This window comes from Cryobacterium lactosi, assembly GCF_004403945.1.
GTDB classification, from domain to species: domain Bacteria; phylum Actinomycetota; class Actinomycetes; order Actinomycetales; family Microbacteriaceae; genus Cryobacterium; species Cryobacterium lactosi.
This window is the reverse complement of the sequence record NZ_SOHM01000003.1, coordinates 26420-51982: the sequence shown is the minus strand read 5'-3', so window position 1 is coordinate 51982 and position 25563 is coordinate 26420. Positions and strand designations below refer to the sequence as shown.

24 protein-coding genes are annotated in these 25563 nt (G+C 68.0%); 6 read left to right on the top strand and 18 right to left on the bottom strand.

What is annotated here, in order from left to right:
- Positions 1–4 precede the first annotated feature (4 nt).
- The 3 genes from E3T61_RS01455 to E3T61_RS01445 form a co-directional block, all read right to left on the bottom strand.
- Positions 5–853: an ABC transporter permease subunit gene (locus tag E3T61_RS01455; protein ID WP_134639152.1), complete on the bottom strand. Its 849-nt coding sequence runs from the start codon at positions 851–853 to the stop codon at positions 5–7.
- Positions 850–1782 carry an ABC transporter ATP-binding protein gene (locus tag E3T61_RS01450; protein WP_134639188.1) on the bottom strand — a complete coding sequence of 311 codons (933 nt, stop codon included), beginning with the start codon at positions 1780–1782 and terminating at the stop codon, positions 850–852. Before E3T61_RS01450 ends, E3T61_RS01455 begins: the two co-directional genes overlap by 4 nt.
- 114 nt (positions 1783–1896) lie before the next feature.
- A complete protein-coding gene (locus tag E3T61_RS01445) occupies positions 1897–2952 on the bottom strand; it encodes a LacI family DNA-binding transcriptional regulator (protein WP_241992335.1) in 1056 nt (351 codons plus the stop codon).
- A 240-nt stretch (positions 2953–3192) separates the two neighbouring features.
- On the opposite strand from E3T61_RS01445, the gene E3T61_RS01440 reads away from it, so the two are divergent.
- Together E3T61_RS01440 and araA are read left to right on the top strand one after the other, a co-directional pair.
- On the top strand, positions 3193–3903 hold the full coding sequence (locus E3T61_RS01440) for an L-ribulose-5-phosphate 4-epimerase (protein WP_134639151.1): 711 nt from the start codon (positions 3193–3195) through the stop codon (positions 3901–3903).
- Positions 3903–5432 carry an L-arabinose isomerase gene (gene araA / locus E3T61_RS01435; RefSeq protein ID WP_134639150.1) on the top strand — a complete coding sequence of 510 codons (1530 nt, stop codon included), beginning with the start codon at positions 3903–3905 and terminating at the stop codon, positions 5430–5432. Before E3T61_RS01440 ends, araA begins: the two co-directional genes overlap by 1 nt.
- A gap of 92 nt (positions 5433–5524) precedes the next feature.
- On the opposite strand, the gene E3T61_RS01430 is transcribed toward araA, so the two are convergent.
- A complete protein-coding gene (locus E3T61_RS01430; RefSeq protein WP_134639149.1) occupies positions 5525–7075 on the bottom strand; it encodes a GGDEF domain-containing protein in 1551 nt (516 codons plus the stop codon).
- Between the two features lie 257 nt (positions 7076–7332).
- Between E3T61_RS01430 and E3T61_RS01425 the strand changes: the two genes are divergently transcribed.
- Entirely contained in the window at positions 7333–7746 is a 414-nt protein-coding gene (locus E3T61_RS01425) for a PLD nuclease N-terminal domain-containing protein (protein WP_134639148.1), read from the top strand.
- A gap of 73 nt (positions 7747–7819) precedes the next feature.
- Here E3T61_RS01425 and E3T61_RS01420 read toward each other — a convergent pair whose 3' ends face one another.
- Positions 7820–9034: an MFS transporter gene (locus E3T61_RS01420; protein WP_241992334.1), complete on the bottom strand. Its 1215-nt coding sequence runs from the start codon at positions 9032–9034 to the stop codon at positions 7820–7822.
- A 94-nt stretch (positions 9035–9128) separates the two neighbouring features.
- Here E3T61_RS01420 and E3T61_RS01415 point away from each other — a divergent pair, with 94 nt between their 5' ends.
- A complete protein-coding gene (locus tag E3T61_RS01415; RefSeq protein WP_134639147.1) occupies positions 9129–9734 on the top strand; it encodes a TetR/AcrR family transcriptional regulator in 606 nt (201 codons plus the stop codon).
- A 17-nt stretch (positions 9735–9751) separates the two neighbouring features.
- Here the strand turns inward: E3T61_RS01415 and E3T61_RS01410 are convergent, their stop codons facing one another.
- The 7 genes from E3T61_RS01410 to E3T61_RS01380 all read right to left on the bottom strand — a co-directional run bounded on the left by E3T61_RS01410 (position 9752) and on the right by E3T61_RS01380 (position 20186).
- Positions 9752–10630 carry an SDR family oxidoreductase gene (locus E3T61_RS01410; protein ID WP_134639146.1) on the bottom strand — a complete coding sequence of 293 codons (879 nt, stop codon included), beginning with the start codon at positions 10628–10630 and terminating at the stop codon, positions 9752–9754.
- An 84-nt stretch (positions 10631–10714) separates the two neighbouring features.
- Entirely contained in the window at positions 10715–13003 is a 2289-nt protein-coding gene (locus tag E3T61_RS01405) for a putative bifunctional diguanylate cyclase/phosphodiesterase (protein WP_134639145.1), read from the bottom strand.
- Between the two features lie 116 nt (positions 13004–13119).
- A complete protein-coding gene (locus E3T61_RS01400) occupies positions 13120–13767 on the bottom strand; it encodes a bifunctional 4-hydroxy-2-oxoglutarate aldolase/2-dehydro-3-deoxy-phosphogluconate aldolase (protein WP_134639144.1) in 648 nt (215 codons plus the stop codon).
- The gene (locus E3T61_RS01395; protein ID WP_241992333.1) at positions 13764–14798 is read right to left on the bottom strand and encodes a sugar kinase; all 1035 of its coding nucleotides are present in this window, start codon (positions 14796–14798) and stop codon (positions 13764–13766) included. The genes E3T61_RS01400 and E3T61_RS01395 overlap by 4 nt, the downstream gene beginning before the upstream one ends.
- The gene (locus E3T61_RS01390) at positions 14774–16318 is read right to left on the bottom strand and encodes a UxaA family hydrolase (protein WP_134639143.1); all 1545 of its coding nucleotides are present in this window, start codon (positions 16316–16318) and stop codon (positions 14774–14776) included. Before E3T61_RS01390 ends, E3T61_RS01395 begins: the two co-directional genes overlap by 25 nt.
- The gene (gene uxaC, locus E3T61_RS01385) at positions 16305–17741 is read right to left on the bottom strand and encodes a glucuronate isomerase (RefSeq protein ID WP_134639142.1); all 1437 of its coding nucleotides are present in this window, start codon (positions 17739–17741) and stop codon (positions 16305–16307) included. Before uxaC ends, E3T61_RS01390 begins: the two co-directional genes overlap by 14 nt.
- A gap of 39 nt (positions 17742–17780) precedes the next feature.
- Positions 17781–20186, bottom strand: a complete 2406-nt coding sequence (locus E3T61_RS01380; RefSeq protein WP_134639141.1) for a tagaturonate reductase — start codon at positions 20184–20186, stop codon at positions 17781–17783.
- 289 nt (positions 20187–20475) lie between these two features.
- Here E3T61_RS01380 and E3T61_RS01375 point away from each other — a divergent pair, with 289 nt between their 5' ends.
- The gene (locus E3T61_RS01375) at positions 20476–21282 is read left to right on the top strand and encodes an IclR family transcriptional regulator (RefSeq protein ID WP_134639140.1); all 807 of its coding nucleotides are present in this window, start codon (positions 20476–20478) and stop codon (positions 21280–21282) included.
- A 163-nt stretch (positions 21283–21445) separates the two neighbouring features.
- Here the strand turns inward: E3T61_RS01375 and E3T61_RS01370 are convergent, their stop codons facing one another.
- Positions 21446–21568, bottom strand: coding sequence for a ribosomal protein bL36 (locus E3T61_RS01370; RefSeq protein WP_088457279.1), 123 nt, complete (start codon positions 21566–21568; stop codon positions 21446–21448).
- Between the two features lie 48 nt (positions 21569–21616).
- Positions 21617–22081 (bottom strand): redox-sensitive transcriptional activator SoxR, encoded by a 465-nt coding sequence (gene soxR, locus E3T61_RS01365; RefSeq protein WP_134639139.1) that lies wholly within the window; start codon positions 22079–22081, stop codon positions 21617–21619.
- 61 nt (positions 22082–22142) lie between these two features.
- Here soxR and E3T61_RS01360 point away from each other — a divergent pair, with 61 nt between their 5' ends.
- Positions 22143–22766, top strand: a complete 624-nt coding sequence (locus tag E3T61_RS01360; RefSeq protein ID WP_134639138.1) for a superoxide dismutase — start codon at positions 22143–22145, stop codon at positions 22764–22766.
- Positions 22767–22870: 104 nt separating this feature from the next.
- Here the strand turns inward: E3T61_RS01360 and E3T61_RS01355 are convergent, their stop codons facing one another.
- The 4 genes from E3T61_RS01355 to E3T61_RS01340 form a co-directional block, all read right to left on the bottom strand.
- Positions 22871–23425, bottom strand: a complete 555-nt coding sequence (locus E3T61_RS01355) for a pyridoxine/pyridoxamine 5'-phosphate oxidase (protein WP_134639137.1) — start codon at positions 23423–23425, stop codon at positions 22871–22873.
- Between the two features lie 99 nt (positions 23426–23524).
- Positions 23525–24727: an N-acetylglucosamine-6-phosphate deacetylase gene (nagA, locus tag E3T61_RS01350; RefSeq protein WP_134639136.1), complete on the bottom strand. Its 1203-nt coding sequence runs from the start codon at positions 24725–24727 to the stop codon at positions 23525–23527.
- A 33-nt stretch (positions 24728–24760) separates the two neighbouring features.
- Positions 24761–25234 carry a PTS sugar transporter subunit IIA gene (locus tag E3T61_RS01345; protein WP_134639135.1) on the bottom strand — a complete coding sequence of 158 codons (474 nt, stop codon included), beginning with the start codon at positions 25232–25234 and terminating at the stop codon, positions 24761–24763.
- Positions 25231–25464: a PTS sugar transporter subunit IIB gene (locus E3T61_RS01340; protein WP_134454153.1), complete on the bottom strand. Its 234-nt coding sequence runs from the start codon at positions 25462–25464 to the stop codon at positions 25231–25233. Before E3T61_RS01340 ends, E3T61_RS01345 begins: the two co-directional genes overlap by 4 nt.
- Positions 25465–25563: the final 99 nt, after the last annotated feature.

The following is a 25563-nucleotide window of genomic DNA, read 5'->3' as shown; positions in this document are numbered from 1 at the left end:
CCGCTCAGACCCCCACGTCACGCTGCCGCAGGGTGAGCGCCGCCAGAGCGCCCAGCACGAGCGCGGCGAGGTAGAACAGGGCCAGCGTCCAGCCATCCGTGCCGTTGGTCAGCGGGTTGTTGCCGAACGCCGCGTAGTAGGGCGAGAGATCGTGCAGCCATTCGAGGTCGGCGCTCTGGTTTGCGATGGCGTTGAACACGTAGCCGAGCACGGCCACGGCCGCGCCGCCGCCGATTCCCCAGATCCGGCGCCCGGTGATGGCCCCGCAGAGCAGGGCGGTGCTGCCGCAGACGAGTGCGAGGCCGCCGAAGAGCAGGCAGGTTTCGACCAGATTGGCCACGTCGATGTCGAGTTCGGCCGGGCCGTTCCAGAGCAGGATCACCACGAACGCGACGAGCGCCAGCACCAGGATCTTGACCGTCAGCGCGGCGAAGCGTTGGGCGACAACCTCCACCCGGGTCACGGCGTGCGCGAGGGTGAGCTCCAGCTGGCCCGATTCCTCGTCACCGCCGATCGCGGCCGCGCCCCAGCTGATGGCGGCGATGCTGATGAGCAGGAATCCCATCAGGCCGAAGAAGGTGGATTGGGTGTATCCGGCGCCGGTGTCGATCTGCTGATAGTTGAGGGTGCTGGTCAACTCGCTCGGCAGGCTGTCGATCAGGTCCTGCATCTGCGAGTTGCCGCTCATGCTCGGGAAGATCGGCAGGTACAGGCTCAAGGCCGCGGTGAAGCCGACCGACCAGCCGACCAGGGAGCGCCAGCCGTCGACGAGGGACTTGGTGAAGATCGGCAGTGCGGTGCGCCGCACCAGCGGGAGCCGGTCCACGGCGAGCCGGACCCGGGTCGCGGTCATGACCGGGCCTCCGGCGCCGAGTACAGGCGCAACACCGCTTCCTCGAGATCCGGTTCCTCGATCACCAGGTCGATGAGGCTGAGGGTGGCGATGGCCTGCACGAACGGGGTGATCGCACCGCTGAAGACGGCGGTGGCCTCGGCGCCGGTCTCCGTCGGGCGGCAGTCCAGCTCGTCCATGCCGGCCAGGTTGGCCAGCCGGCCCTCCAGGTCGGCACTGGTCAGGTCGGTTGCGCTCAGCCGGAGGTGACGGATGGCCGTGTCCCGCAGCGCTTCGACCCCCGCCACCGTGATGATGCGGCCGTCGCGCAGAATCGCGACCTCGTCGGCGGCCTGCTGGATCTCGCTGACCACATGCGAGGAGAGGAACACGGTCTGGCCGGCAGCCCTGGCCTCGCTCACCAGCGCCAAGAACTCCTGTTGCATGAGCGGGTCCAGGCCGCTGGTCGGCTCGTCGAGCACCAGCAGGTCCGGCTGGTGCATGAACGCCTGCACGATGCCCAGTTTCTGTTTGTTGCCTTTGGAGAGGGTGCGCACCGTGCGGTCCAGGTCGAGGCCGAACCTCTCGGCTAGCTCGTCGACCCGGCCGCTACGCACCGGACCGGAGATGTTGGCGTAGTGGCGGAGGAGCCGCCGGCCGGTGACCCGGCCCTTGAGGTTCAACTCACCGGGCAGGAAGCCGATTCTCCGGCGGAGCTCGGGGCCTGCGTTGCGGGAATCGGTGCCGAGCAGGGTCGCCCGGCCGGAGGTAAGCCGGATCAGGTCGAGCAGCGCCCGCATGATGGTGGTCTTACCGGCACCGTTGGGCCCGATCACTCCGAAGACGCTGCCGCGGGGCACGGTGAAACTCACCCCGTCGAGGGCGAGTGTGCTGCCGAAGCTCTTGGCCAGCTGGATTGCCTCGATGGCGTTATCGGAGGACGTTCGCATTGTCGTCACAGTGCTGAGCCTAGGCAGGCCGGTGCCGGGCCACAAGCGGTCCGGATGCGGCCTGCACCGGTGTGCAGGGGCGGGCCCGAGCCGGGCTTGACCGCGGGGCAGACGTCAGTCGTGTGGCCGCGGGGCGCTGGTGCTGCCGCGCACGATCAAGCCGGGTGCGATGGCTGGAATCATTTCCGCCGGCTCGCCGCCGATCAGCTGGAGCAGGTGGTCGACGGCGAGGCGGCCGACCTGGTCGAAGTCCAGCCGGACGGTGGTGAGCCCCGGCTGGAAGTACGCGGCCTCGCTCATGTCGTCGAAACCCACGACGCTCACGTCGCCGGGCACCGACCGGCCCCGCTCGGAGAGGGCCTTCATGATGCCGAGGGCCATGGAGTCGTTCGCGGCGAGCACCGCGGTGATGGACGGGTCGTCGTTGATGTGCAGGCCGGCGCGGTAACCGGATTCGACCGTCCAGTCCGTTGTGGTGAACTCGGGGTGGGCAGGGCGCTGGGCTGCAGCCAGTTCGGCCAACCAGCCGGCGCGACGCGCGTCCGAGGCCATCCAGCCGCGCGGGCCGGCCACGTGCCAGACGGTCCGGTGGCCGAGATCGAGCAGGTGCCGGGTGGCCAGCCGGGCGCCGAGCCCGTCATCCATCGTCACCGCGTGCGAACTGGCCGGGGCACCCTGTTCGAAGCATACGATGGGCACCGCCAGGTCCAGCCCGTTGAGCACCGGGGCGGCTGCGGACATGGGCGCCAGCACCACGATGCCGTCGACCGAGTCGCCCAGCAGGGTGTCGAGGGCTGCCCGGATACTGCCGGGGTCGACGTCCGAGATGCTGACGAGGCTGGTGGCGTAGCCGTTTCGGCGCGCCTCTTCAGCCACTCCGAACAGCACCATGGTCGAGCCGTGCACCGGCAGGGAGTAGCTGAGCACACCGAGGTTCATCGACCGGTTTGTCGCGAGTGCGCGCGCCGCCGAGTTCCGGTTGTAACGCAGCTGGCTGATCGCCCGCTCCACCCGCTCCCGCACATCGGGGCCCACGTTGCTGTGGCCGTTCACGACCCGCGACACGGTCTGCTGGGACACTCCGGCGAGCCTGGCCACGTCGATCATCCGCACGTTGCGGCCGGCCGGCTTGAGGCTTTCGCCCGCCGGGAGCACAGGAGGAGTCGACATTGGTCCAATCTACTCCACCGTGGTCGCGGGAGCGCACTATCAGGGGCCGTTCTTGACCCCACGCGAAGGGCGCAAACCGGGCAATATTGACCCTCTTATCGGGCAAAACAGCACTCCGAGAGCCTAGTCACCCCTGCCGAGCATCGTGATAGTGCGCTAACATTTCCGGTTGATAGTGCGCTAACATTCAACCGCGTGCTCGGAATCTGGAAGCGCAACACAACGAAGGTGGAATGCCGAATGAGTTCTTTCGAACCCGAGCTCGAGGTGGCGATCGCGCGAGTGCGCGCGGTTATTGCCCGGTTGCACGGTGAGTTGACCGCGAATGGCCTGGTGGTGTGGACCGGTGGGAATGTGTCTGGTCGGGTGCCGGGTGCTGACTTGTTCGTGATCAAGCCGTCCGGGGTGGATTACGCGGATCTGGCGCCGGAGAACATGATCCTGTGCGATCTGGACGGCAACGTTATCCCGGAGACGCCGGGTTCGGACCGTTCGCCGTCGTCCGATACGGCTGCGCACGCGTATGTCTACCGGCACATGAGCGAGGTCGGCGGGGTCGTGCACACGCACTCCACCTATGCCACCGCCTGGGCGGCTCGTGGTGAGGAGATCCCGTGTGTGATCACGGCGATGGCCGATGAGTTCGGCGGTCCCATTCCGGTGGGCCGGTTCGCGATCATCGGGGACGACACCATCGGCCAGGGCATTGTCGAGGCGTTGACCGGGCACCGGTCCCGGGCCGTGTTGATGCAGAACCATGGCCCGTTCACGATCGGTAAGGATGCCCGCGACGCGGTCAAGGCCGCCGTGATGGTCGAAGACGTCGCCCGCACCGTCCACCTCGCCCGCCAGGGCGGCCCGCTCATCCCGATCCCGCAGGACGCGATCGATTCCCTCTTCAACCGCTACCAGAACGTCTACGGACAAGCACCGCAAGGAGCACTCAAATAATGACATCACCCGCGAACACCCTCTCCACGAGCCTCGACGGCTACGAGGTCTGGTTCCTCACCGGCAGCCAGAACCTCTACGGCGAAGAGACCCTGCGTCAGGTCGCCGAGCAGTCCAAGGCGATCTCCGACGCGTTGAACGCGTCCAGTGACGTACCGGTCACAGTGGTGTGGAAGCCGGTGCTCAAGGATGCCGAGTCCATCCGTCGGGCCGCGCTGGATGCGAACAGTGACGACACCGTCATCGGTTTGATCGCGTGGATGCACACGTTCTCGCCGGCGAAGATGTGGATCGGTGGCCTGAACGCGCTGACGAAGCCGTTGCTGCACCTGCACACCCAAGCCAACGTCGAACTGCCCTGGGCGGAGATCGACTTCGACTTCATGAACCTGAACCAGGCCGCCCACGGCGACCGCGAGTTCGGCTACATCCAGACCCGCCTGGGCGTCTCCCGGAAGACCGTCGTGGGCCACGTCTCCAACCCCGTCGTCTCCCAGTCGATCGGCACGTGGACTCGTGCTGCGGCCGGTTGGGCGGCCTCGAACAGCATGAAACTGGCCCGGTTCGGCGACAACATGCGTTACGTGGCCGTGACCGAGGGCGATAAGACCGAAGCCGAATTGCGTTTCGGCGTGCAGGTGAACACCTGGTCGGTCAACGAGCTCGCCGACGCCGTGCACGCCCAAACCGATGCCGACATCGACGCTCTCGTGGCCGAATACGAGGAGCTCTACGACGTGGTCCCCGAACTGCGCGTGGGCGGCGCCCGGCACGAGTCGCTGCGCTACGGCGCCGCGATCGAGCTGGGCCTCAAGTCGTTCCTCGAAGCCGGCGGTTTCAGTGCTTTCACGACCAACTTCGAAGACCTCGGTGCGCTCAAGCAACTGCCCGGCCTGGCCGTGCAACGCCTGATGGCCCAAGGCTACGGCTTCGGTGCCGAGGGCGACTGGAAGACGTCGATCCTGGTGCGGGTGGCCAACGTGATGGGATCGGGCCTGCCCGGCGGGGCGAGCCTGATGGAGGACTACACCTACGACCTCACCCCCGGCTCCGAACTCATCCTCGGCGCCCACATGCTCGAGGTCAGCCCGTCACTAGCGACCACCAAGCCGACCCTGGAGATCCACCCGTTGGGCATCGGCGGCAAGGACGACCCGGTGCGCCTGGTCTTCAACGCCGCGCCCGGCCCGGCCGTGGTCGTCGCGATGAGCGACATGCGCGACAGGTTCCGCCTGGTCGCCAACGTCGTCGAGGTCGTCGAACCCTCCGAAGCACTGCCGAAGCTCCCGGTCGGCCGCGCCGTCTGGAAGCCCGCACCCGACTTCGCCACCTCCGCCGCAGCCTGGCTCACCGCCGGCGCCGCCCACCACACCGTCATGTCGACAGCCGTCGGCATCGAGGTGTTCCACGATTTCGCCGAGATCGCTCAGACCGAGCTTCTCGTCATCGACGACAGCACCACCCTGCGGGATTTCACCCGCGAGGTGCGATGGAACCAGGCGTACTACCGTCTGGCGCAGGGCCTGTAGCGCGCCGACAGCCGGCCACCTGCCCCCTTCCGGACGAGTTGCCCCCGCACACCGGGGCAACCGGTCCGTGAGGGGGCAGACGGTGTTAGGGCTCAGTCGCCGGCGTGGACGACCCGGTTGCGGCCGTCGCGCTTGGCCACATACATGCGCACATCCGCGGCCCGCAGCAGCGCGGAACTGGTGTCGGCGTCGTCGGGCGCCCGGGCGACACCCAGGCTGGCGGTCACCCGCAGCCCGGGAGCGACCGGTGACCAATCGTGCTCCATGACAGCACGCCGCACGGTCTCGCAGAGCACCCGCACGGCGTTCGCATCCAGGCCCGGCATGATCAGGAGGAACTCCTCACCGCCCAGACGCGCCGCGACGGCACCCGGAACGAGCGCCATCGCCTCGGCCAGGATCCGGCCGAGCTCCCGGAGCGCCTGGTCGCCGACCTCGTGCGAGAGGGTGTCGTTGATGCGCTTGAAGTGGTCAACGTCGAGCATCGCGATGGCAACGGGTGCGCCGCCCTCACGGAGCAGGGCCAGCAGCACGTTGAGGTGCTCGTCGACGAACCGCCGGTTCGGCAGCTCCGTCAACGGGTCGCGTTCGGCCATCTCGCGGTAGTGCTCGCTCTCCCGCCGGGATTCCGCGGTCTGGAACATGGCCTCGAGGATGCGCCCCCGCGCCTCGTTCTCGCTGGCACCGAGCGCGATGGACTGTTCGTGGTAGCTGCGGTAGGCCTCGAACGCGGCCTTGTAATCGTCAGTCTCGGCGTGGATCTCGGCCTGTTCTCTCGTCGCCTCCGTCGCCCAGCGCACCAGGGTGTGCTCCGTGGTGAGCTCCTTGCACCGGTCGATCACGGCCTGGGCCGCATCGAAGCGGCCCTGCCGCCGGTAGGTCTCTGCCAGCGTCACCAGGGCGCACGCGATGCTGTCCGGGTGGTAGTCGACGGGCTTGGCCTCCAACGCCGCCACCAGGGTGGCCGCGGCATCGTCCAGGCGTCCCGCGGTGAGGTACACCCTGGCGATGGTGTCGCGGGCGTACATCCCGATCGGACGCTCGTTGAGCGCGGACAACGAGATGAGGCTCTCGACGGCGGCCAGGGCTTCCTCGTGGTTCCCGGCCAGGTACTCGGTGTAGGCGAGGTTGTTCAGTATCTGGTAGCGGATGCTGGTTTCCGGGTCGTCGATCACCATCCGCAGCGCCTCGTTGTACCGGCGGCGCGCCTCATCGAACGACCCTGCCGAGCCGAGGGCGTCGGCCAGGGTCAGCCGGGCGGCGGATCGCATCAGCGGCAGCTCGGACTCGTCGATCAGGTCGTTCGTGGCGACGGCGTGCTCGAGCGAGAGCGCGCGATCACCGACGAGTTCGAAGATCGAGCCGAGCACGTCGTGGGCGCGGGACTGCAGGGCGAGTTCGCCGTGCCGCTCGGCCCAGCGGAGGATGTGCTGCACCTCGGCCGCGCCCTGCCGCGGGTCGCCCCTGCGGGTCATGATCGAAGCCACCTGCACCTCGAGGCGGCGGCTCAGTGCGCCGTGCTCGCCGGGCCCCAGCTCCACCAACCAGTCCTGGGCTGCAGCGAGTGCGACATCCTTGTCAATCCAGTACTGACGCTCGACCCAGGCCAGGCGCTCATCGACCGTCTGCTGCTCGACCACCATCGCTGCGCCCCACTCCCCCCGGTCGGTTCCAGCGTCGGCTTCCTTCCGGAGGCCTTCTCATCCTTCCGGAGGCCGTCTCATGAGAGAGGACGCACTGTTGCGCTCAGCCTAGTGTCCGCCCACTCTTTTCTCACCCGATTCGGGTGATCCAGAACTGCCCTGGGTGATTACCGTGAATACCAGCCAAGGACTGTGACACGCTGCCCTCACTGCGGCGGCAGGGCCTCGGCCAGACGTTACAGAGAAAGGTGCCGACCATGAGCTTCTGGTCAAGTTTCTGGGATTTCATTGGATTCTTCTTTTGGACATTCGTGTTCGTGTCCTACCTGTTCGCACTCTTCGCTGTGATCATCGACGTATTCCGGGATCGCACCATGAACGGCTGGGCGAAGGCGGCATGGCTGCTCTTCATGGTCTTCGTACCCATCCTGACGGTGCTGGTCTACGTCATTGCACGCGGACGGGGCATGGCAGAGCGCCAGGTCAACGCCGGCATGCAGGAGAAGGCGAGCACCGACGAGTACATCCGGTCGGTCGCCGGCAGCACTCCGGCGCAGGACATCGCCCAGGCCAAGCAACTCCTCGATTCCGGAGCGATCAGTCAGGGCGAGTACGCGGTTCTCAAGGACCGCGCGCTGGGCAACACCCAGGCCCGTTCCGACGTGGTCTGACCCGAACATCAGCGGGCGGCGCATCCCGGATGCCGCCGCCCGCTGCTGCTGTGCGCCGGTGTGATTGTGTTCGCTACATGGCAACCGTCCGACGTGACGGGAAGGCCTGCTTGCGGCCGAGGATGACGGTCACCAGGGCGACCGCGGAGAGTGCGATCATCGCGAGGGGAAGCGCTGCCGGCCCGCTGCCGTCAACGAGGAGCGCGCCGAACGCCCCGCCGCCGAAGATGGCGAGGTTGAAGGCCGTCGTGAGCATCGCGTTGGCAACGTCGACGCTCTCCCCGGCCGCATCGCCGATCGCTTTCTGCAGTTGTGTGGCGGCGCCGCCGAAGGCTACGCCCCACAGTGCGATCGCCACGATCGTCACCGGCAGGGAAGCCGGGAAGGCGAGCAACAGTGCGCCGGCGATGATGAAGGCCGCCGTGCTCGCGAGAGCAAGGCGTCGCAGCGATCGGTCGATGAGGGTGCCCGTGATCCAGATACCGACGAGCGCGGCGACACCGAAGGCGAACAGGGCAACGTCGGGGCGCAGCCCCACTCCCGCGCCGTCAAGGTACGGCGCGATGTACGAGTAGAGCAGATTGTGCGCGAGCATCCAGGCGAACACCACGCCGAGCACGACGGCCACGCCCGGGATCAAAACGACCCGGCCGAGGGAAAGTCGGGTGTCTGATCGCTGCCCTGGGGCGTTGGGCACACACGCAAGCACCAACAGCACGACGACCACGGTCAGCACGGAGACTCCGGCGAAGGACCATCGCCAGCCCACCATCGAGCCGAGCCACGCGCCAAGCGGCGTGCCGATCGAGAGCGCGACCGGAGTGCCGGCCATCGCGATCGCCAGGGCGCGGCCCGCATGCTCGGGGGCGGCGATGCGACGCGCATAGCCCGCGAGCATGCCCCAAATGAGGCCGGAAAATGCCCCGGCGATGAACCGCACCACGAGCGCGATCACGAGTGTCGGCGCCATCGCTGTGAGGGTGTTCGCGACGAGAAAGCCAAGCAGCCCGATGACAAGCAACGGCTTGCGGGACGCGCCCCGCGTCATCGCGATCGTGGGGATCGCGGCGACGACGGTGCCGAGGGCGTAGACGGTTATGAGTTGGCCGACGGTGCCGTCGCTGACCTGGAAATCGGCGGCGAGTTGGGGAAGCAGCCCGGCCGGTAGCGTCTCGGTCATGATGATGATGAACCCGCTGAGAGCCATCAGGACAAGGGCGAGGACGGGCAGGCGGCGCTCGCTCTCCCGCGGCTTCGTGGCGGTGGTTTCGGATGCTGGTGAGGACACTGATGACCCTTCTCGATTTATGGAACGAACGTTCCCATAGTGACGAACTCCCCGCGGTGTGTCAAACTGGAACGAACGATCCGAAAGGAATGAGATGGCACAGCAGGGACGACCGAGGACCTTCGTCGAGCACGAGGTTCTCGATGCCGCGATGCAGGTGTTCTGGCGGCACGGGTACGAGGCGTCGTCGATCGCGCAGCTGCGTGCGGCGACCGGGCTCTCGTCGGCGAGCCTCTACGGCGCCTTCGGGTCGAAGGAAGGCCTGTTCGAGAGTGCGATCTCGCACTACATCGCCGGTCCGGGACGGGTGAGCGAACTCGTCGGCGACCTGACGCTCGGCCCGGTCGACGCGCTCGGCCTGATGATTCACGGGACGATCGAGATGCAGTCCGACCCCGCGCATCCGGGCGGGTGTCTCGTGACGCTCTCAGCGACCGTCGGTGCGGGCGGCGACGATGACGTCGCGGCGCGTAGTGTCGTCGCCGCACGTCGGGCGGAGGATCGCGCCGGCATCGAGGCGTGCATCCGTCGAGGTGTTGATGCCGGCGCGATCCCTGCCGACCTTGATCCTGCGGTCTCGGCGATCCTGGTGCACTCCTTTGTGCTGGGCATCTCCACGCAACTGCTCGACGGCGTGCCGCCCGCCGGGCTGCACGCCGCTGCCGACCTCCTCCTCGACGGCCTGCGTCGTCCGTCCTGAGCCCCTGTGCGGGTGGTCTAGAAGCCGCGCCCGCCCGTGACCGGCAGCACGGCGCCCGAGGTGTACGACGAGTCCGTCGAAGCCAAGTAGACGTAGGCAGACGCCAGTTCGGCGGGCTGACCCGCCCGGCCCAACGGGGTGTCCTGACCGAAGGTGGGCAGCTTGTCCGGCCACGATGTCGCGGGGATCAGCGGCGTCCAGATCGGTCCGGGAGCGACGGCGTTGACCCGCACCCCGGTGGATCCCAGCTGCTGGGCGAGCGCCTGGGTGAACGCCACCAGCGCAGCCTTGGTCATCGCGTAGTCGATCAGTTCCGGTGACGGGCTGGACGCCTGGATCGAGGTGGTGGTGATGATCGAGGAGCCCGGCGTGAGATGCGGGATCGCGGCCCGGGCGATCCACAACGTCGCATAGAGGTTGGTCTTGAAGACCCTGTCGAATTCCTTGGTCTCGAGCGTCTCCAGACCGTTCCGGTTCTCCTGGTAGGCCGCGTTCAGCACCAGGATGTCCAGGCCGCCCAGCTGGGCCGTCGTGTGCTCGACAATGTCGATGCAGTGCTGTTCGCTGCGGATGTCGCCGGCCAACAGCACGGCGCTCCGCCCGGCGGCGCGCACCAGGGCCGCGGTGTCTTCAGCGTCGTCATGCTCTTCGGGCAGGTACGAGATGGCCACGTCGGCGCCCTCCCGCGCGAAGGCGATGGCGACGGCACGGCCGATTCCGGAATCGCCGCCGGTGACCAGCGCCCGCTTGCCCTGGAGCTTGCCGGTGCCGACATAGGTGTCTTCGCCGTGGTCGGGGCGAGGCACTGTGGCCCCGGTCAGGCCGGGCTGCTCCTGCTGCTGCAGGGGGAAACCGCCGGTATGGAAGGCGGTGGTGGGGTTCTGGAGGTCAGTCATGTGGCTCCTAGCCGGAACGAGGGGTCGACGGCCGCTAGACGGCCTGCCGGGTTCAGTACTGAGACGTGAACCGGGACCCAAACGTCACGGCAGCAGCCGGATTTCGTCCGCTGACCCCGGTTCCAGAGCGTGGCGAGCCGCCAACCATCGCTCCAGCTCCAGGGCCGGAATCGGCTGCGACATGAAGAAGCCCTGCGCGTGATCGCAGCCGTACCGGGCCAGCTCGTCGTAGGCGACACTGCTTTCCACACCCTCGGCGACCATCCGCAGGCCCAGGCTGTGCGCTAGGTCGATGGTGGACGCCACCAGGGACGCGGCGCGGGCATCGTCGGCCATTGGCGAGACGAAAGAGCGGTCCAGCTTGAGTTCGTCGATGGGGAGGTCCCGCAGGTAGGACAGCGAGCTGTAGCCGGTGCCGAAGTCGTCGACGGCGATCTGGATCCCGGCTTCCCTCAGCCGGCTGAGCACGTCCCTGGCCCGGTCCCTGTCGCTCATCAGGAAGTCTTCGGTGATCTCCAGCATCAGCGCCGACGCCGGCAGCCTGCGTGCGGTGACCATCCGCACGATCTCCTCGGGGAACTCGACGTTCACCAGCGAGCTGGCCGACATGTTGACCGCGATGGTCAGGGCGTGCCCGGCGTGCTGCCAGAGCACGGCCTGATCGAGTGCCTTGCCCAGCACGATCCGGGTGAGCGCGTGCATCAGCCCCGATTCCTCGACAAGGTCGAGGAAGTCCTCCGGCAGCAACAGGCCGCGGGTGGGGTGCTGCCAGCGCACCAGAGCCTCGACCCCGGTCACCTCGCCGGTTCGCAGGTTGATCTTGGGTTGGTAGTACACCACGAGCTGGTCGTCGGTCACGGCCAGGCGCAGTTCTTGCAGGGTGCGCAACCTGGTGTCGCCGTGGCTGTCATCTTCGGACCGGTACACGTGGTGACCACCCCGGCTGGACTTGGCCTTGTACATCGCCATATCGGCCCGGCGCAGCAGGTCGCTGAGGTCGTGGCCCTGCTCGGGGAAGAGGGCTATGCCGATACTGGCGCTGGTCTGCACGGCCAGCCCCTCGAGGCTGAAGGTCTGCGCGAGGGCGTCTCGCAGACTCAGCGCCACGGTGGTCGCCTCTGCCTCGCCGGCATTCACCAGCAGGATGGCGAACTCGTCGCCACCGAGACGAGCCAGCCTCGCGTCTGGCGGCAGGGCCGTAGCCAGACGGCCGCTCACCTGCACCAACAGTCTGTCGCCGACGTCGTGGCCGAGGCTGTCGTTGACCTCCTTGAACCTGTCGAGGTCGAGCAGTAGGAGAGCACTGTGTTGTTGCCGCGCTGCGGCCCGGCTGATCGTGAGCAGTGCCGGCGCATCCGCGTAGAGCGCCCGCCGGTTGGGCAGGCCGGTGAGGTCGTCGGTTCGGGCTTGCCGGCGCAGCAGTCGCTGCCGGAACACCAGCGGGATCGCGGCCAGGGACACGGTGAGGCTGGCCAGGATGACCGCGGTGGCGGGTTGGACGATCTGCGTGCCGACGATCAGCACGCCCAGTGCGGCGGCAACGGACACGGCGGGAACAAAGAGGGCCGGGGTCTTGCGGTCGCCGGAATAGGGGCCGCGGTGCGGCCGGCCGGCGGCGTCGACCCAGACGACCATCAGGGCGAGACCGAGCGCCCACGCCGCGTCGAGCGGCAGGCCGACGATGTAGGTGCCGCTCACCTCGAGCAGCGCATAGACCACGTCGGCCGCGGCGAAGACCACGAGGCCGCCGACCAGGAAGGCCCAGCGCTCTCCGATGCGCAGGCCAGGCGCGGCGGCGATGCCCGCGATCACGGCGACCAGGAGCAGGTCGAAGACGGGGTAGGCCACGGCGACGACCGTGGCCAGGACCGCGGACTCGTCAACGGCCACGGTGAGCACCGGGGCGAGGACGGCGGCGAGGACCGCGGCGGCGCCCAAGGCGCCGACGGCGCTGTCGAGCAGGACCGACCAGGCCAGTCCGCGCATCTGGCTGCGCACCAGGGCCACCAGGGCGGCGAGCATCAGCGGGTAGAAGAGCAGATAGCCGACATCGGCCGGGGACGGGAACGGCAACTCGCCCCCGGCATCCATCGCGGTCACGTAGTAGGTGTCAGCGGCGGCGTTGAACGTCACTGCGAGCGTGGCGAACAGCACGTCGCCGCGCGTGAAGCGGGTGCGCACGGCGGCCAGCCAGAAGACCGCGACGGGAACCCACTGGGTGAGTTCGCCCAGCCAGATGTCCACGAGGGGGTTCGGCCCCGCACCGTGCAGCAGCAGGCCGACCGTGTACGCCGCCACGAGGGCGAAAACCGTCCACATCAGCCAGCGATCTCCGGCTCCACGGATCGTCCTGTCACGCCAGTTCACCCACACGTGACTCTCCCTCAGGTCTCGGCTCAGCCTAGCGCCCAGGCGGTGGTGCCTTTGGTCCTAGACCGACCGGACGGGGCCCGCAACCGTGCGGTCGCAGGGCCCGGCGATGCGGGTTGTCACCCGCGGGCGCCGATGATCAGGGCGCGCACCAGATCGAGCTGCGCGTCGTCGGCGAAGGCGCCGGAGAGACCGACCACACTGGTGCCCGCGGCCAGGAATTCCGGCGCGTTCAGGGCGGTGACGCCGCCGGTGGCGATGAAGTTGGTGTTCGGGTACGGCCCCTTCTGGGCCTTGACCCAGGCGGCGCCGAGCAGGGACGCGGGGAATGCCTTGACCCAGGTGAGGCCGAGGGCGCGGGCCTGCAGGATTTCGGTGGCAGTGGCGATGCCCGGCAGGTGCGGGATGCCGCGGCGCACGCTCTCGGCCACGATGGCCGGATCGAGGCCGGGCGAGACCGTGAACGCCACGCCCACGTTCGTCGCGGCGTCGAGCTGCTCGATCGTGGTCACGGTGCCGGCACCGATGACGAGGCCGCGTTCGGCGGCAGCGTCGGCGACGGCCTGCAGCACGGGGACGGCGTCGAGGGTCTGGATCGGGATTTCGACGTGTTCGACCCCGGCGTCCCAGGCGCGCGTCGACAGGCGAACGGCCTCGGCGGCCGACAGGCCGCGGAAGACCGCGATGACGGGGACTCGGAAGAAGTCGCCGGGGAACCACTGCGTGGCGGAAAGCGGCTGGGCGGTGGTGCTGGTGGTCGTGGTCATGCGGGTTCTCTCCTGAGCTCGAGCGTGCGGTCGTGGATCTCGGTCGCGGACGGTTCGTCGGCCGACATACGCTGGCCGAGTCCCGGGCGGAAGTCCTGCCGGCTGCCCAGCGCCCAGGCGGCGCGGGAATGGCCTCGTTCGAGGCGCTCGGCGGAGGTCTCCGCGGCGAGCAGGCTGGACAGGTAGCCGGCGGCGAAGGCGTCGCCGGCGCCGACGGGCTCGACGACGTCGACCTTGCGGGCCGGCACCACGGTAACGGTGTCGGTGCCGTCGGCGGCGAGGGCGAATTCGGTGGCGTCGATCGAGGAGTCCTTGACCACCAGGTACGGGAGCCGAGGCAGCAGGGCGCGCACGTCGTCGGCGGTGACACAGCCCCAGAGGGTGGCCGCTTCGTCGAGTCCGACGAGCACCACGGTGGCCTTCTGGGCCAGCGCGAGCAACCGCGGCGCGGCATCCTGCACCGACCAGATGCCGGGTCGGAAGTTGATGTCGAACGAGACCGACGCCCCCCACTCCGCGGCGTGGTCGAGTACGTGTTCCACGAGGGCGGAGCAGGTGCCCGACAATGCGGGGGTGATCCCGGTGGTGTGGATCCACCGGGCGCCGGCCAGGGGCCAGCCGGCGGCATCCGCGATCTTCAGCGTGGATGCCGCCGAGCCTTGGCGGTAGTAGAACACGTGTGCTCCACTACCGGTGTCGGGTTCTTTGAGGTAGAGCCCGGTCGGTGCGTCGGCGGACCGTCCGACCCACCGGGTGTCGACACCGGCTGCGCCGAGGGCGTCGATGATCTTGGTGCCGACCGGGTCGGTGCCCACGGCGCTGGCCCAGGCCACGGCGTGGCCGAGTTCGGCCAGGTGCATGGCCACGTTCGACTCGGCGCCGCCGGTGCCCAGGGTGAAACCGGTCGCGGTGTTCAACGGCACCGAACTGGTGGGCGTGAACATGCCCATCGTCTCGCCGAAGCACACCACGGTGGGTTGCTCGCGTGTGCTGTGCTGGCCGCCCATCAGGTCACGGCCCCGATGTGCCACGGCACGAACTCTTCCTGGCCCACGTCGAATTCTTCGCTCACGGTCTGGGTGCCGCTGGCGACGGCGATGATCATGTCGAGGATCTCGGCGCCGACCTCGTCGACGGTGGCGGTGCCGTCGGCGATCCGGCCGGCGTCGATGTCGATGTCGTCACCCTGGCGCAGGAACAGCTCGGTGTTGGTACCCACCTTGATGCTCGGGGTGGGCTTGCAGCCGAAGACGGAGCCGCGGCCGGTGGTGAAGACCACGACAGTGGCGCCGCCGGCGACCAAGCCGGTGACCGACACCGGGTCGTAGCCGGGGGTGTCCATGAAGCCGAGGCCCCGGGTATCGATCGGTTCGGCGTATTCGTAGACCGCGGCGAGGTCGGCGTGGCCGGCCTTGGCCACTGCGCCCAGCGACTTCTCCAGGATGGTGCTGATGCCGCCGGCCTTGTTACCGGGGGAGGGATTGTTGTCCATGGTGCCGCCGTTGGCGTGGATGTAGGTCTCCCACCAGTCGATCCGGTCGATCAGCTTGTGGCCGACCGCGGGGGTGGTGGCGCGGGCGGTGAGCAGGTGTTCGGCGCCGTAGATCTCGGGGGTTTCGGCGAGAACGGATGTTCCGCCGTGCGCCACGAGCACATCCGACGCCCAGCCCAGCGCCGGGTTGGCGGTGATGCCGGAGTAACCGTCGGAGCCGCCGCAGTTCAGGCCCAGGACGAGTTCGGAGATGTCGATCGGTTCGCGGTGGCGGGTGTTGATCGCCTCGGCCAGGGCGAGGATCTTCTCCACGCCGGCGGCGACGGTGCTGCGCATGCCGCCGGTCTCCTGGATCGACAGGCTTTCCACGACGGTGTCGCTGGGCACGCTGCCCTCGGCCAGGACCAGGCTGGTGGGGGTCATTTCGCAGCCGAGGCTGAGCATCAGCACACCGGCGATGTTGGGGTGCCTGGCGTAGCCGTTGAGGGTGCGCAGCAGCACCTGGGCGCCTTCGCTCTCCAGGACCAGGCCGCAGCCGCTCTGGTGGGTGAGGGCGATGACCCCGTCGACGTTCTCGAACGCATCCAGCGCCCCGCCGCGGAATCTGTCGGCGATGAGCTTCGCGGTGGTGCCGGAGCAGTTCACCGTGGTGAGGATGGCGATGTAGTTCCTGGTGCCGGCCCGGCCGTCGGCACGTCGGTAGCCGTCGAAGGTGCGGCGTTCGGTCGGGACGGGCAGGTCGGTGTGCACGGTGCCGAATTCGTGGCTGCGGGCGGCGAGGTCCATTCCGATGTTGTGGCTGTGCACCTGCTCGCCCCGCCTGATCGGGGCCGTGGCGACGCCGATCGACTGGCCATACTTGTGCACGGTGGCGCCGACGTCCAGGTCGGTGAGGGCCACTTTGTGACCACTCGGGATCAGCGTGGTGACGGTGAGGACGCCGTCGCCGACGGGGAGGGTCTCCCCCGGCGCCAGGTCGCGGAGGGCGACGGCGACGTCGTCGCCCGCGGCCATGACCAGCACGGAGGTGCCGGCGGTGATGCTGTCAACGTGTGACATGAGAATCGATTCCTTGGCTGCTGAGGGAGGGGCTGACCGAGAGGCCGAAATAGTGGTGAGCGTTGTTGAAGGAGATGTCTTCGACCATCCGGCCGAGGACGGCCTCGTCGTCGGGGACCTCGCCGAGTACGGCCCACTCGCCGACGAGCTCGCAGAGGATGCGACGGAAATACTCGTGCCGCGGGTAGGAGAGGAAGCTGCGGGAGTCCGTGAGCATCCCCACGAAGTTCGAGAGCAGGCTCTCGTCTGCGAAGGTCTGCAATTGCAGGCGCATCCCGGTGCGGGTGTCGTTGTGCCACCACGCGCTGCCCAGCTGCATCTTCTGCACGGTGCCCTTCTGGTAGGACCCCATCAGCGTGACCAACGGCAGGTAGTCGTTCGGGTTCAGCGAGTACAGCATCGTGCGGGGAATCGAGTCCTCGGACTCCATCGAGTCGAAGAGCGCGGCGAGCGGCTCCGCGACGGGGCGATCATTCATGCCGTCGTAGCCGGTGTCGGGGCCAAGCTTGCCGAGCATCACCTGGTTGGTGTTCCGCAGGGCGTGCAGGTGCAGCTGCATGGTCCAGTTCTTGGCCGCGTACATGCGCATCAGCGCCTTGAGCACCGCGGTGCGGTACTGGGCGTTCTCCAGTGCGGTGAGGGCGCCGCCGCCGATGGCCGAGGCCACGATGGCGTCGAGTTCGGCCTCGGTCGACTCCGCGTAGACCACGGTGTCGAGGGCGTGATCGGAAAGCCGGGCGCCCATCGAGTGGAAGAAGTCCACCCGGGCGCTCAACGCGGAGACGATGTCGGCGAAGGTGCCGATCTTCACGCCGGCGGCGGTGCCGAGGGTGAGAAGGTACTCGGCGTAGCCGGCGGCGTGGATGTTGATGGCCTTGTCTGGCCGGAAGGCCGGGACCACGCTGAACGACTTCTCGCTCTGCAGTAGTTCGTGGAAGCGCAGGTCGTCGGCCGGGTCATCCGTCGTGCAGATGGCGGTGACGTTGCTGGAGCGGATGAGGCTGCGGCGGGAGAACTCGGGGGTGGCCAGCAGGGCGTTGGCCCGGTCGTAGACCTCGCGGGCGGTCTCGCGGCTGAGCACCAGGTCGATGTTGAAGAACCGGCGAAGCTCCAAGTGCGTCCAGACGTAGAGCGGGTTGCCGAGGGCCTTCTCCACGGTGCCCGCCCAGGCGTAGAACTTGTCGAAGTCGTCGCCGTCGCCGGTGATCAGGGCCTCCGGCACGCCGTTGGCGCGCATCAGGCGCCACTTGTAGTGGTCGCCCTTCAGCCACACCTCGGTGAGGCTGGTGAAGTTCTCGTCTTCGTAGATCTCCTGCGGGTTCAGGTGGCAGTGGAAGTCGATGATCGGCATCTTCTTGGCATGGTTGTGGAAGAGTCTCTTGGCCATGTCGGTGCCGAGCAGGAAGTCGTCGTTCAGGAGCATGAGGTGGCGTCCTTCTGGTCGTCGGTGGGTGAGCGCGGGCTACGCGAGAACGGTGAGGTCGGCGAGGGTGGCGCGCACGCCGTTGTCCCGCAGGCTGACCAACCCGGCGGTGACCTGATCGACCAGGCCGTCCAGGGCGGTGAGGTCGGTGCCCCAGAGGCTGGTGTCGGCCAGGATTTTGGCGACGTAGCGCGCCGGCCGAGCGGCATCCGAGGTGTAGGCGGCGTGGAAAGTCGAGATGGTCTCTGTGCTGTCGACCGGGGTGATCGACACGGCAGGGTCGCCGCTGTAGGTGAGCAGGATCGCCGAGAGGGCGAGGGTGACCCGCGGTGGGAAGGTGCCGTTGGCGGCATGGCAGCCGGTGAGGACCGGCAGCAGACGGCTGGTGAACTTGGAGACGCTGTTGAGGGCGATCGCGGCGAGCTCGTGGTGCATGAACGGGTTCTCGAAGCGCTCCTTGACCGACTCGGCGTAGGCGGCGAGCTCGTCGTGCGGCAGGTCGAGCACCGGCATGATCTCGTCATACATGACGGAGTGCACGAGCGGGCCGAAGTCGTCGTCGAGCATCACGTCGCGCACCGTCTCGACGCCGGCGAGGCGGGCCAGGGAGGCCAGGGTGGTGTGCGGCGCGTTGAGCAGGAACACCTTGCGCTCACGGTACGGGGTCATGTCGTCGGTCACCGTGACGTTCAGGCCGGCCTGGGCCAGCGGCAGGGTCTCGGTGAGTGACTGCGGGCCTTCGATGACCCAAAGCAGGAACGGCTCGGCCTTGACGATCAGGCGGTCGTCGTAGCCGAACTGGGCACACAGTTCCTCGGCGCGGTCCTTGGGGTAGCCCGGCACGATCCGGTCGACCAGGCTCGAGCAGAAGGTGTTGTCGGTGGTGATCCAGGAGCTGAAGGCGGCGCCGAGGTTCCAGTTCGCGGCGGTGGCGAGCACGGTGTCCTTGAGCTTCGCACCATTGTGTTCGATGAGCTCGCACGGGATGAGGGTGAAGCCCTTCTTGCCGAGCTCGAAGCGGCGGTAGAGCAGGGCCGTGAGCTTGCCGGGGAAGCTGGCGTGTGGACGGTCGGCCAGCTGGTCGTCTGCGTTGAAGACGATGCCGGATTCCGTGGTGTTGGAGAAGATGAACTCGATGTCGTCGTCGGCGGCGAGGTCGAGGAACGCCTCGTAGTCGGTGTACGGATTGACGGTTCCGTTCACCAGGGTGAGGACCTCGTGGCTCTGCACCTCTTCGCCGTTCTGCTTGCCCTCCAGCAGCACCGTGTAGAGGTTGTCCTGTTCCTCGAGCATGGCGACGAGGCCGCCGGCCAGAGGTTGCACGATTTTCACGCCGCCGTTGAACAGGCCCTGCGTGTTCATCTGCTGCAGCTGCCAGTCCACGAATGCGCGCAGGAAGTTGCCCTCGCCGAACTGGATGGCCCGGGTGGGCAGGTCCGCGGTCGGGTGGATGGCGCGGGTGAGTCGTTCCATTTTGTTCGGTCCTTCGGTGTGCTTCTCGATGGGGTGCGGGTGGGGTGCGACGTCGATGTCCACGACGGTGATGCCGACGCTCATGCTGTGGCTCTGGCCGGGGGCGAGGATGACCGCCTGATCGCGGACGTTGCAGGCCTCGACGCAGACCGTCTCGGTCCACTCGTCGTCGCCGTAGTCGCTCATCGCGGCGGCCTTGATCGTGCCGGGGTTCCAGACGACGGTCTGGGCGGCATCCGTGTCACCGATCGTGATGGTGCGGGAGTTCGTGACGTCGTCGATGGTGACGGTGCGGGGCATCGGGTAGACTCGGTCGATTTCGGTTCCGGTGATGCCGACGGGCAGGTCCGAGCTCACGGTGACGGGCGGGCTGACGCTGCGGTCGAGGTAGGGCAGGCCGGCCAGGCCGAGGATCCGGGTGGTGCGGGCGTCGCCGACGGCGAAGTAGGTGTGCAGGGCGGTCTCCACCGAGACCGCGGTGGTGCCGTCGTTGTGCGCGACCAGGTTGAGGGTGAGGCGGGCGCCGATGGTCACGGTGTACCGCAGCGACACCGGCTGGGCCACGCCGGCCGCGTCGTGGTGCGCGCCGGTCAACTCGAAGGTGAGCACGGCGTTGGCGCCGACGAGTGCTGCCGCGGTGAGGGTCCAGGGTGATATACGGGCCCAGCCGTGGTTGGGCGCACTGTCGTCGGTGAGGTTCGGCCCGAACCAAGGGAAGCAGACCGGGATGCCGCCGCGGAGGGCCGCGACGGGTGAGAAGGCGCCGTGTTCGCTCATCCACAGCACCGGTTTCTGGCCGGTGGGGGTCCACCGGGCAACGTGGGCGCCGTGCAGATAGACCAGCGCGGTGGCGGTGGGAAGGGAGACTTCGACGGCCGGCAGCGAACCCGCACCGGTCACCATCCGGATGCCGGCGGGAAGGCTGGGAGCGCTCTCGAACGCCGAGCCGAGTTCGTGCACCGTGTCCTGCATCAGTTCCTCCACTGTGAGAATCAGCTGGATTGACCTGCTGACGTTCCGTGTGACAGAACATAAGTCCGTCACATGAACTCAACCTATCCCCGAGGGAATCCTTTTGGCAACTCGACGGGTTCAGTGCAGGGCGTCAGACCCGCACCGACAGCCACAACCAGCCCATTGTGAGTTTGTCAAGGGTCCGACGACATCGAATCGACGGGCGCGGGCCGATTAGGGCCCTTGCGGTTCCACAGCCGTGGTTGAATGGTCCATAGGACAGAACTTCACGACAGAGGTAGGACACATGACGATGGCGAGCGAGATCGAAGCCACGAACGCGCCCGAGCCGGAGGGCCTGGGCACCCCGGGCAAAGATAATGCGGCGCAGAAGCTGCTGCGGGTGCTCGAGGCCGTGTCGAACCCCGGCGACGCGCACCGACTCAGCGACCTGGTGAAAGAAACCGGCCTGGCCAAGACCAGTGTGTTCCGCCTGCTCAGCGAGCTGATCGACAGCGGCTACGTCACCCGCCGCTCCGACGGCAGCTACGCGCCGGGTCGCTCACTGCGCTTGCTCGCACTCAAGCTCACCGCGGGACCCAACGACTCCGACCTGGTGGGCGCCAGGTTGCGGCGGTTGCAGGCTGACGTGCACAGCACCATCCACTTCGCTCTGCGCACCGGGGACTTCGCCACCTACGTGGAGAAGATCGAGGACACCGCGCAGCCGATCCAGATCGCGTCGCGAGTCGGCGGCCAGATTCCGCTGCATTCGACGGCGATCGGCAAGGCGATCCTGGCGCATCTCACCGAGAGCGAGGTGCGCAGTTACGCAAGCCGCACGGGCCTGGGCACCCGCACCGAGTACACCATCACCTCTGTCGCCGATCTGCTCGCCGACGGTGCACTGGTGCGCAACCGCGGCTTCTCCATCGACGACCAGGAGAACGAGGAGCACATCCGCTGCATGGCGGTTCCGGTTTTCGATGCCCAGCAGCACCTCATCGGCGGCATCGGCATCACGACGATCGCGCCGCTGGTGCCCAGGGAGAAGCTCGAGTCCTACGCGCCGCTGCTCATGACGGCTGCCCGCGACGTGATGACGCTGCTGTAGTCCGACACGGCCGACACTCTCGGCCTGCCTGACACGCTCGACCTGCCCGAAACGCAGAATGACCCCGGCAACCGCCGGGGTCATTCTCTTTGGGCTGGAAATGCCAACTCGTTTATCGAGCGGCGGCGGATCGGCCGGACCCGCGTGCCGCATTTCGACGGGATTAACCCTGGCGAGCCTTGAATCGGGGATTCAGCTTGTTGATGACGAATGTGCGCCCGTGGCGCCGCACCGTCTGTGAACCCTGCATCTTCTTCATCGAACCCAGTGAATTGCGTACCTTCATCCTGGCTCCCTTCCGTCGGTTACTCAGAACAACGTTGGGCGGCCGGATTTATTCCGCGCCGGCAGCCTCCGGCACGTCGAGCACCCGGCGAGGGCCGGCGCCGTCGGTGCGCAGCCGGTCGTCGGAGTTCACCACGGCGCAGCGGGTCTGGGACAGGCAGCCGCAGCCGATGCAGCCGGTCAGCTCGGCCTGCATCCGCTCGAGCACCGCCTGCTGCCGGGCGAGGTGCTCGCCCCAGCTGGCGGAGATGGTGCTCCACTCGGCCCGGCTGGGCGGGCGGCTGTCCGGCAGGTCTTTCAGCATCTCGGCGACCTCGGCGAGCGAGATCCCGTAGCGCACCGAGACCTGGATGAGGGCGATGCGCCGCAGGACGTGGCGGGGGAAGAGTCGCGCGTTGCCGTTCGAGCGTGTCGCCGGGATTAGGCCCTGCGTCTCGTAGTAGCGCACGGTGGAGACGGGCACCCCGGCGCGGGCGGCAATCTGCCCGATCGGCAGGAGGTCGTTGCTGGACAAGTGCTCTGACAGTGGGCCGTCTCCTTGATCTCAAGTGCACTTGAGACGATATCGTAAACAAATGACCGCATATACGCTTCCTCAGCTGACCTATGACTACGCCGCCCTTGAGCCCGCCATCAGCGGGCGCATTATGGAGCTCCACCACAGCAAGCACCACCAGGCCTATGTGACCGGCGCCAACGCCGCCCTCGACCAGCTTGCTGAGGCCCGCGAATCCGGCAACCTCACCTTCGTCAACAAGCTGCAGAAGGACCTCTCCTTCAACCTCGGCGGCCACATCAACCACTCCATCTTCTGGACCAACATGTCCCCGAACGGTGGCGACAAGCCCACCGGCGAGCTCGCTGCCGCGATCGACGATACCTTCGGTTCGTTCGAGAAGTTCCAGGCGCACTTTACCGCCGTCGCCATGGGCGTCCAGGGCTCCGGCTGGTCGATCCTCGCGTGGGACACCCTGGGCCAGCAGCCCATCATCGTGCAGCTCTACGACCAGCAGGGCAACCTCCCCGCCGGCATCGTACCGCTGCTCATGCTCGACGTCTGGGAGCACGCCTACTACCTCGACTACCAGAACGTGCGCGCCGACTACGTCAAGGCGTTCTGGACCGTCACCGACTGGGCCAACGTCTCCGCTCGCTTCGAGAAGGCGCGCGCCACCACCTCGGGCCTGATCACGCTCTAACCACGTCAAGCGAGAGGGGTGCCCGGGCTTCGGCCCGGGCACCCCTCTCGCGTTTCGCGATCTGTGAGCTAAGCACCCAAAAACTCGAGTTTTCGGGGCTTAACTCACGGTTCGCGAACCTGGATGCGGTGGCGGATGTGGTTGCGGTCGGCTCGCGCCTGCCAGAACTCCAGTTCGGTCGGGCGCAGCGCGTAGAGCTGCCAGGCCGGATTCGGGGTGCCGTCGGCAGCGGGGCGTTCGGCCCAATCCCGGGCGGAGGCCTCTGCCGAGAGCTCGACGACCGGGCCCACCAGCCGCACCTGACGGCCGAGCTCCGACCAATAGAAGTTCATCGCGGCCTGCGGGTTGGCCGTCAGCTCACGGCCCTTGCGCGAGGTACGCGCACTGGCGAACTGCCAGCCGTCGTCGTCGACGTCCTTGAGGATGAGCATCCGCGACGACGGCGCCCCGCCCGTCTCGCCGGGCGCGGCAGCGGCGGATGCGCCGACGGTCGCGAGGCTGAACGCGTGCGGCTGCCGCACCCCGGCGGCGAGCGCCACCTCGAGCCAGTCGAGGAACAGTTCCACCGGGTCGGCCGGGGCGGTCGCCGGGTCGAACGAGGGCAGGTCGGCTGGAAAGTCGGGCAGGGCGCGGAGCCGTGCTCTCAAGGTGTCACTCACGTTCGCGAGCCTACCCATCCGCCCCGCGAACCGTGAGTAAAGCACCTAAAACTCGAGATTTTCAGTGCTTAACTCACGGTTCGCGAGATGGGCGGGGCGCTAGACCCAGGCGCCCTCGAGGAGGGTCGCGTGCACGTGCAGGTCGGCGTCGAGGAGGACCAGGTCGGCCCGGAGGCCCGGCTGGATGCGGCCGCGGTCGGTGATGGTGAGCAGATCGGCCGGATTCTGGGTGGCGGCCCGGATCGCGAGCGGCAACGGCACCCCGGCGGTGAGCACGGCGTACTGCAACGCGTGGCTGAGCGTGAGAACGCTGCCGGCGATCGTGCCATCCTCCAGTCGCGCCTGGCCGTCGACCACCCGCACATCCAGGGCGCCCAGTTTGTAGTCGCCGTCGGCGGCGCCGGCCGCAGCCATGGCATCCGTCACGAACACAGGGCGGGCCGGGCTCTCGGTGATCAGGCGGACCACGGCCGGATGTAGGTGCACCCCGTCGGCCACGAGTTCGGCGAACACCGTCGGATCGTCCAATAGGGCCAAGGCGGCGCCCGGCGCCCGGTGGTGCATCGGCCGCATGGCGTTGAAGACATGGGTGCCCGCGGTGGCGCCGGCCGCGATCGCCGCCTGGGTGAGGTCGTAGTCTGCGTCGGTGTGACCGACGGCGGCCACGGCGCCGTACTCCGCGATGCGTGCCACGGCAGCCAGGCCACCGTCCAGCTCCGGAGCGATGGTGACCATGCGAACAGCACCACCACCGGCACCCATCAGCCGGTCGACACAGTCCGGGTCGGGCAGCAGCAGCAGGTCCTCGTCGTGCGCGCCCCGGTGCGCGGGGCTCAGCCACGGGCCCTCCAGGTGGATGCCGGCCAGCAGGCCGCCGTGCACAAGTTCGGCCAGCGCCCGCACCAGCCGTTCCATCTCATCGATGGGCGCGGTCACCAGGCTGGCCATCATGGTGGTGGTGCCGTGGGCCAGGTGCGTCTGGATGATGCGCGAAGCCACGGCGACGGTGTCGGCGTCGTTGAAGCTGACCCCGCCGCCGCCGTGGTTGTGGGCGTCGATGAACCCGGGGGCGAGAATCCCGGCCGGGAGGCTGAGGTCCGCCGGCCGAGGTGGTTCGCCGGCCCCGCAGGCGACGATCAGACCGCCGCTCACCTCGACCCAGCCGGGCGAGTACTCACGATCGGGCAGGATCACCGTGCCTGCGGCGAGCAGCAGCGGCGTCTCGGTGCCCGGCCCGGCATCGCCCGGCAGCGCCGGTGCGTGCCCGGGTTCCGTGTCAGGTCGGGTGATGAGCGGTGTCATGACGGGGTCTCCAGGATTCGAGAGGGCGGCGGGTCAGCCGCGGACGGTGAGGAAGGTGTCGGCGGCGGCGAGCTGCAGGCCGGCGGCCACGGCGTCGGCCAGGGTGATGTCCTCGGCCTGGCGTTCCAGAATGATCACGGGCACGATCGGGTCGCGGCCGCTGGCCACGATGGCGGGAACGTCAAAGCTGACGATCACATCACCGGCGGTGACGGTGTCGCCCTGCTGGGCGCGCAGGGTGAACCCAGCACCCTTGAGCTGCACGGTGTCGATACCGAGGTGCACGAGCACCCCGACACCCTCCGGCGCCACGATCACATAGGCGTGCGGGAACACCTTGAGCAGCTTCCCGCTGATCGGCGCGATCGCGTCGACGACCTCGCGGGGAGGATCGATCGCCCCACCGGGCCCGACGATCGCCTGGGCGAAGGTGGGGTCGGGCACCAGGCCGAGCGCTACGGCCCGGCCGGGTACTGGCGCGAGCACGATCAGTGCGGTGCCCGTCACCTGAGGTCCTCGATGTCGTCGGCGAGGTTCTCGGCCTCGGGGCCGACGATGACCTGCACGATGGTGCCGGACCTGAACACACCGTGCGCGCCGGCGGCCTTGAGGGCGGGCTCGTTGACCAACGCGGGGTCGGTCACTTCGGTGCGCAGCCGGGTGATGCACGCCTCGATGTCGACGACGTTGCCGGCGCCGCCGAGGCCGGCCAGGATCTGCTCTGCCTTGCTACTCATCAGTTACTCCTCGGAAGTTGGTAGGGATCAATGTGGTGAAACGGTCGAGGGAGACCCTCGTCGACGAGGGCCCTGTGCGGGCCAGCCCTTGACAAACCG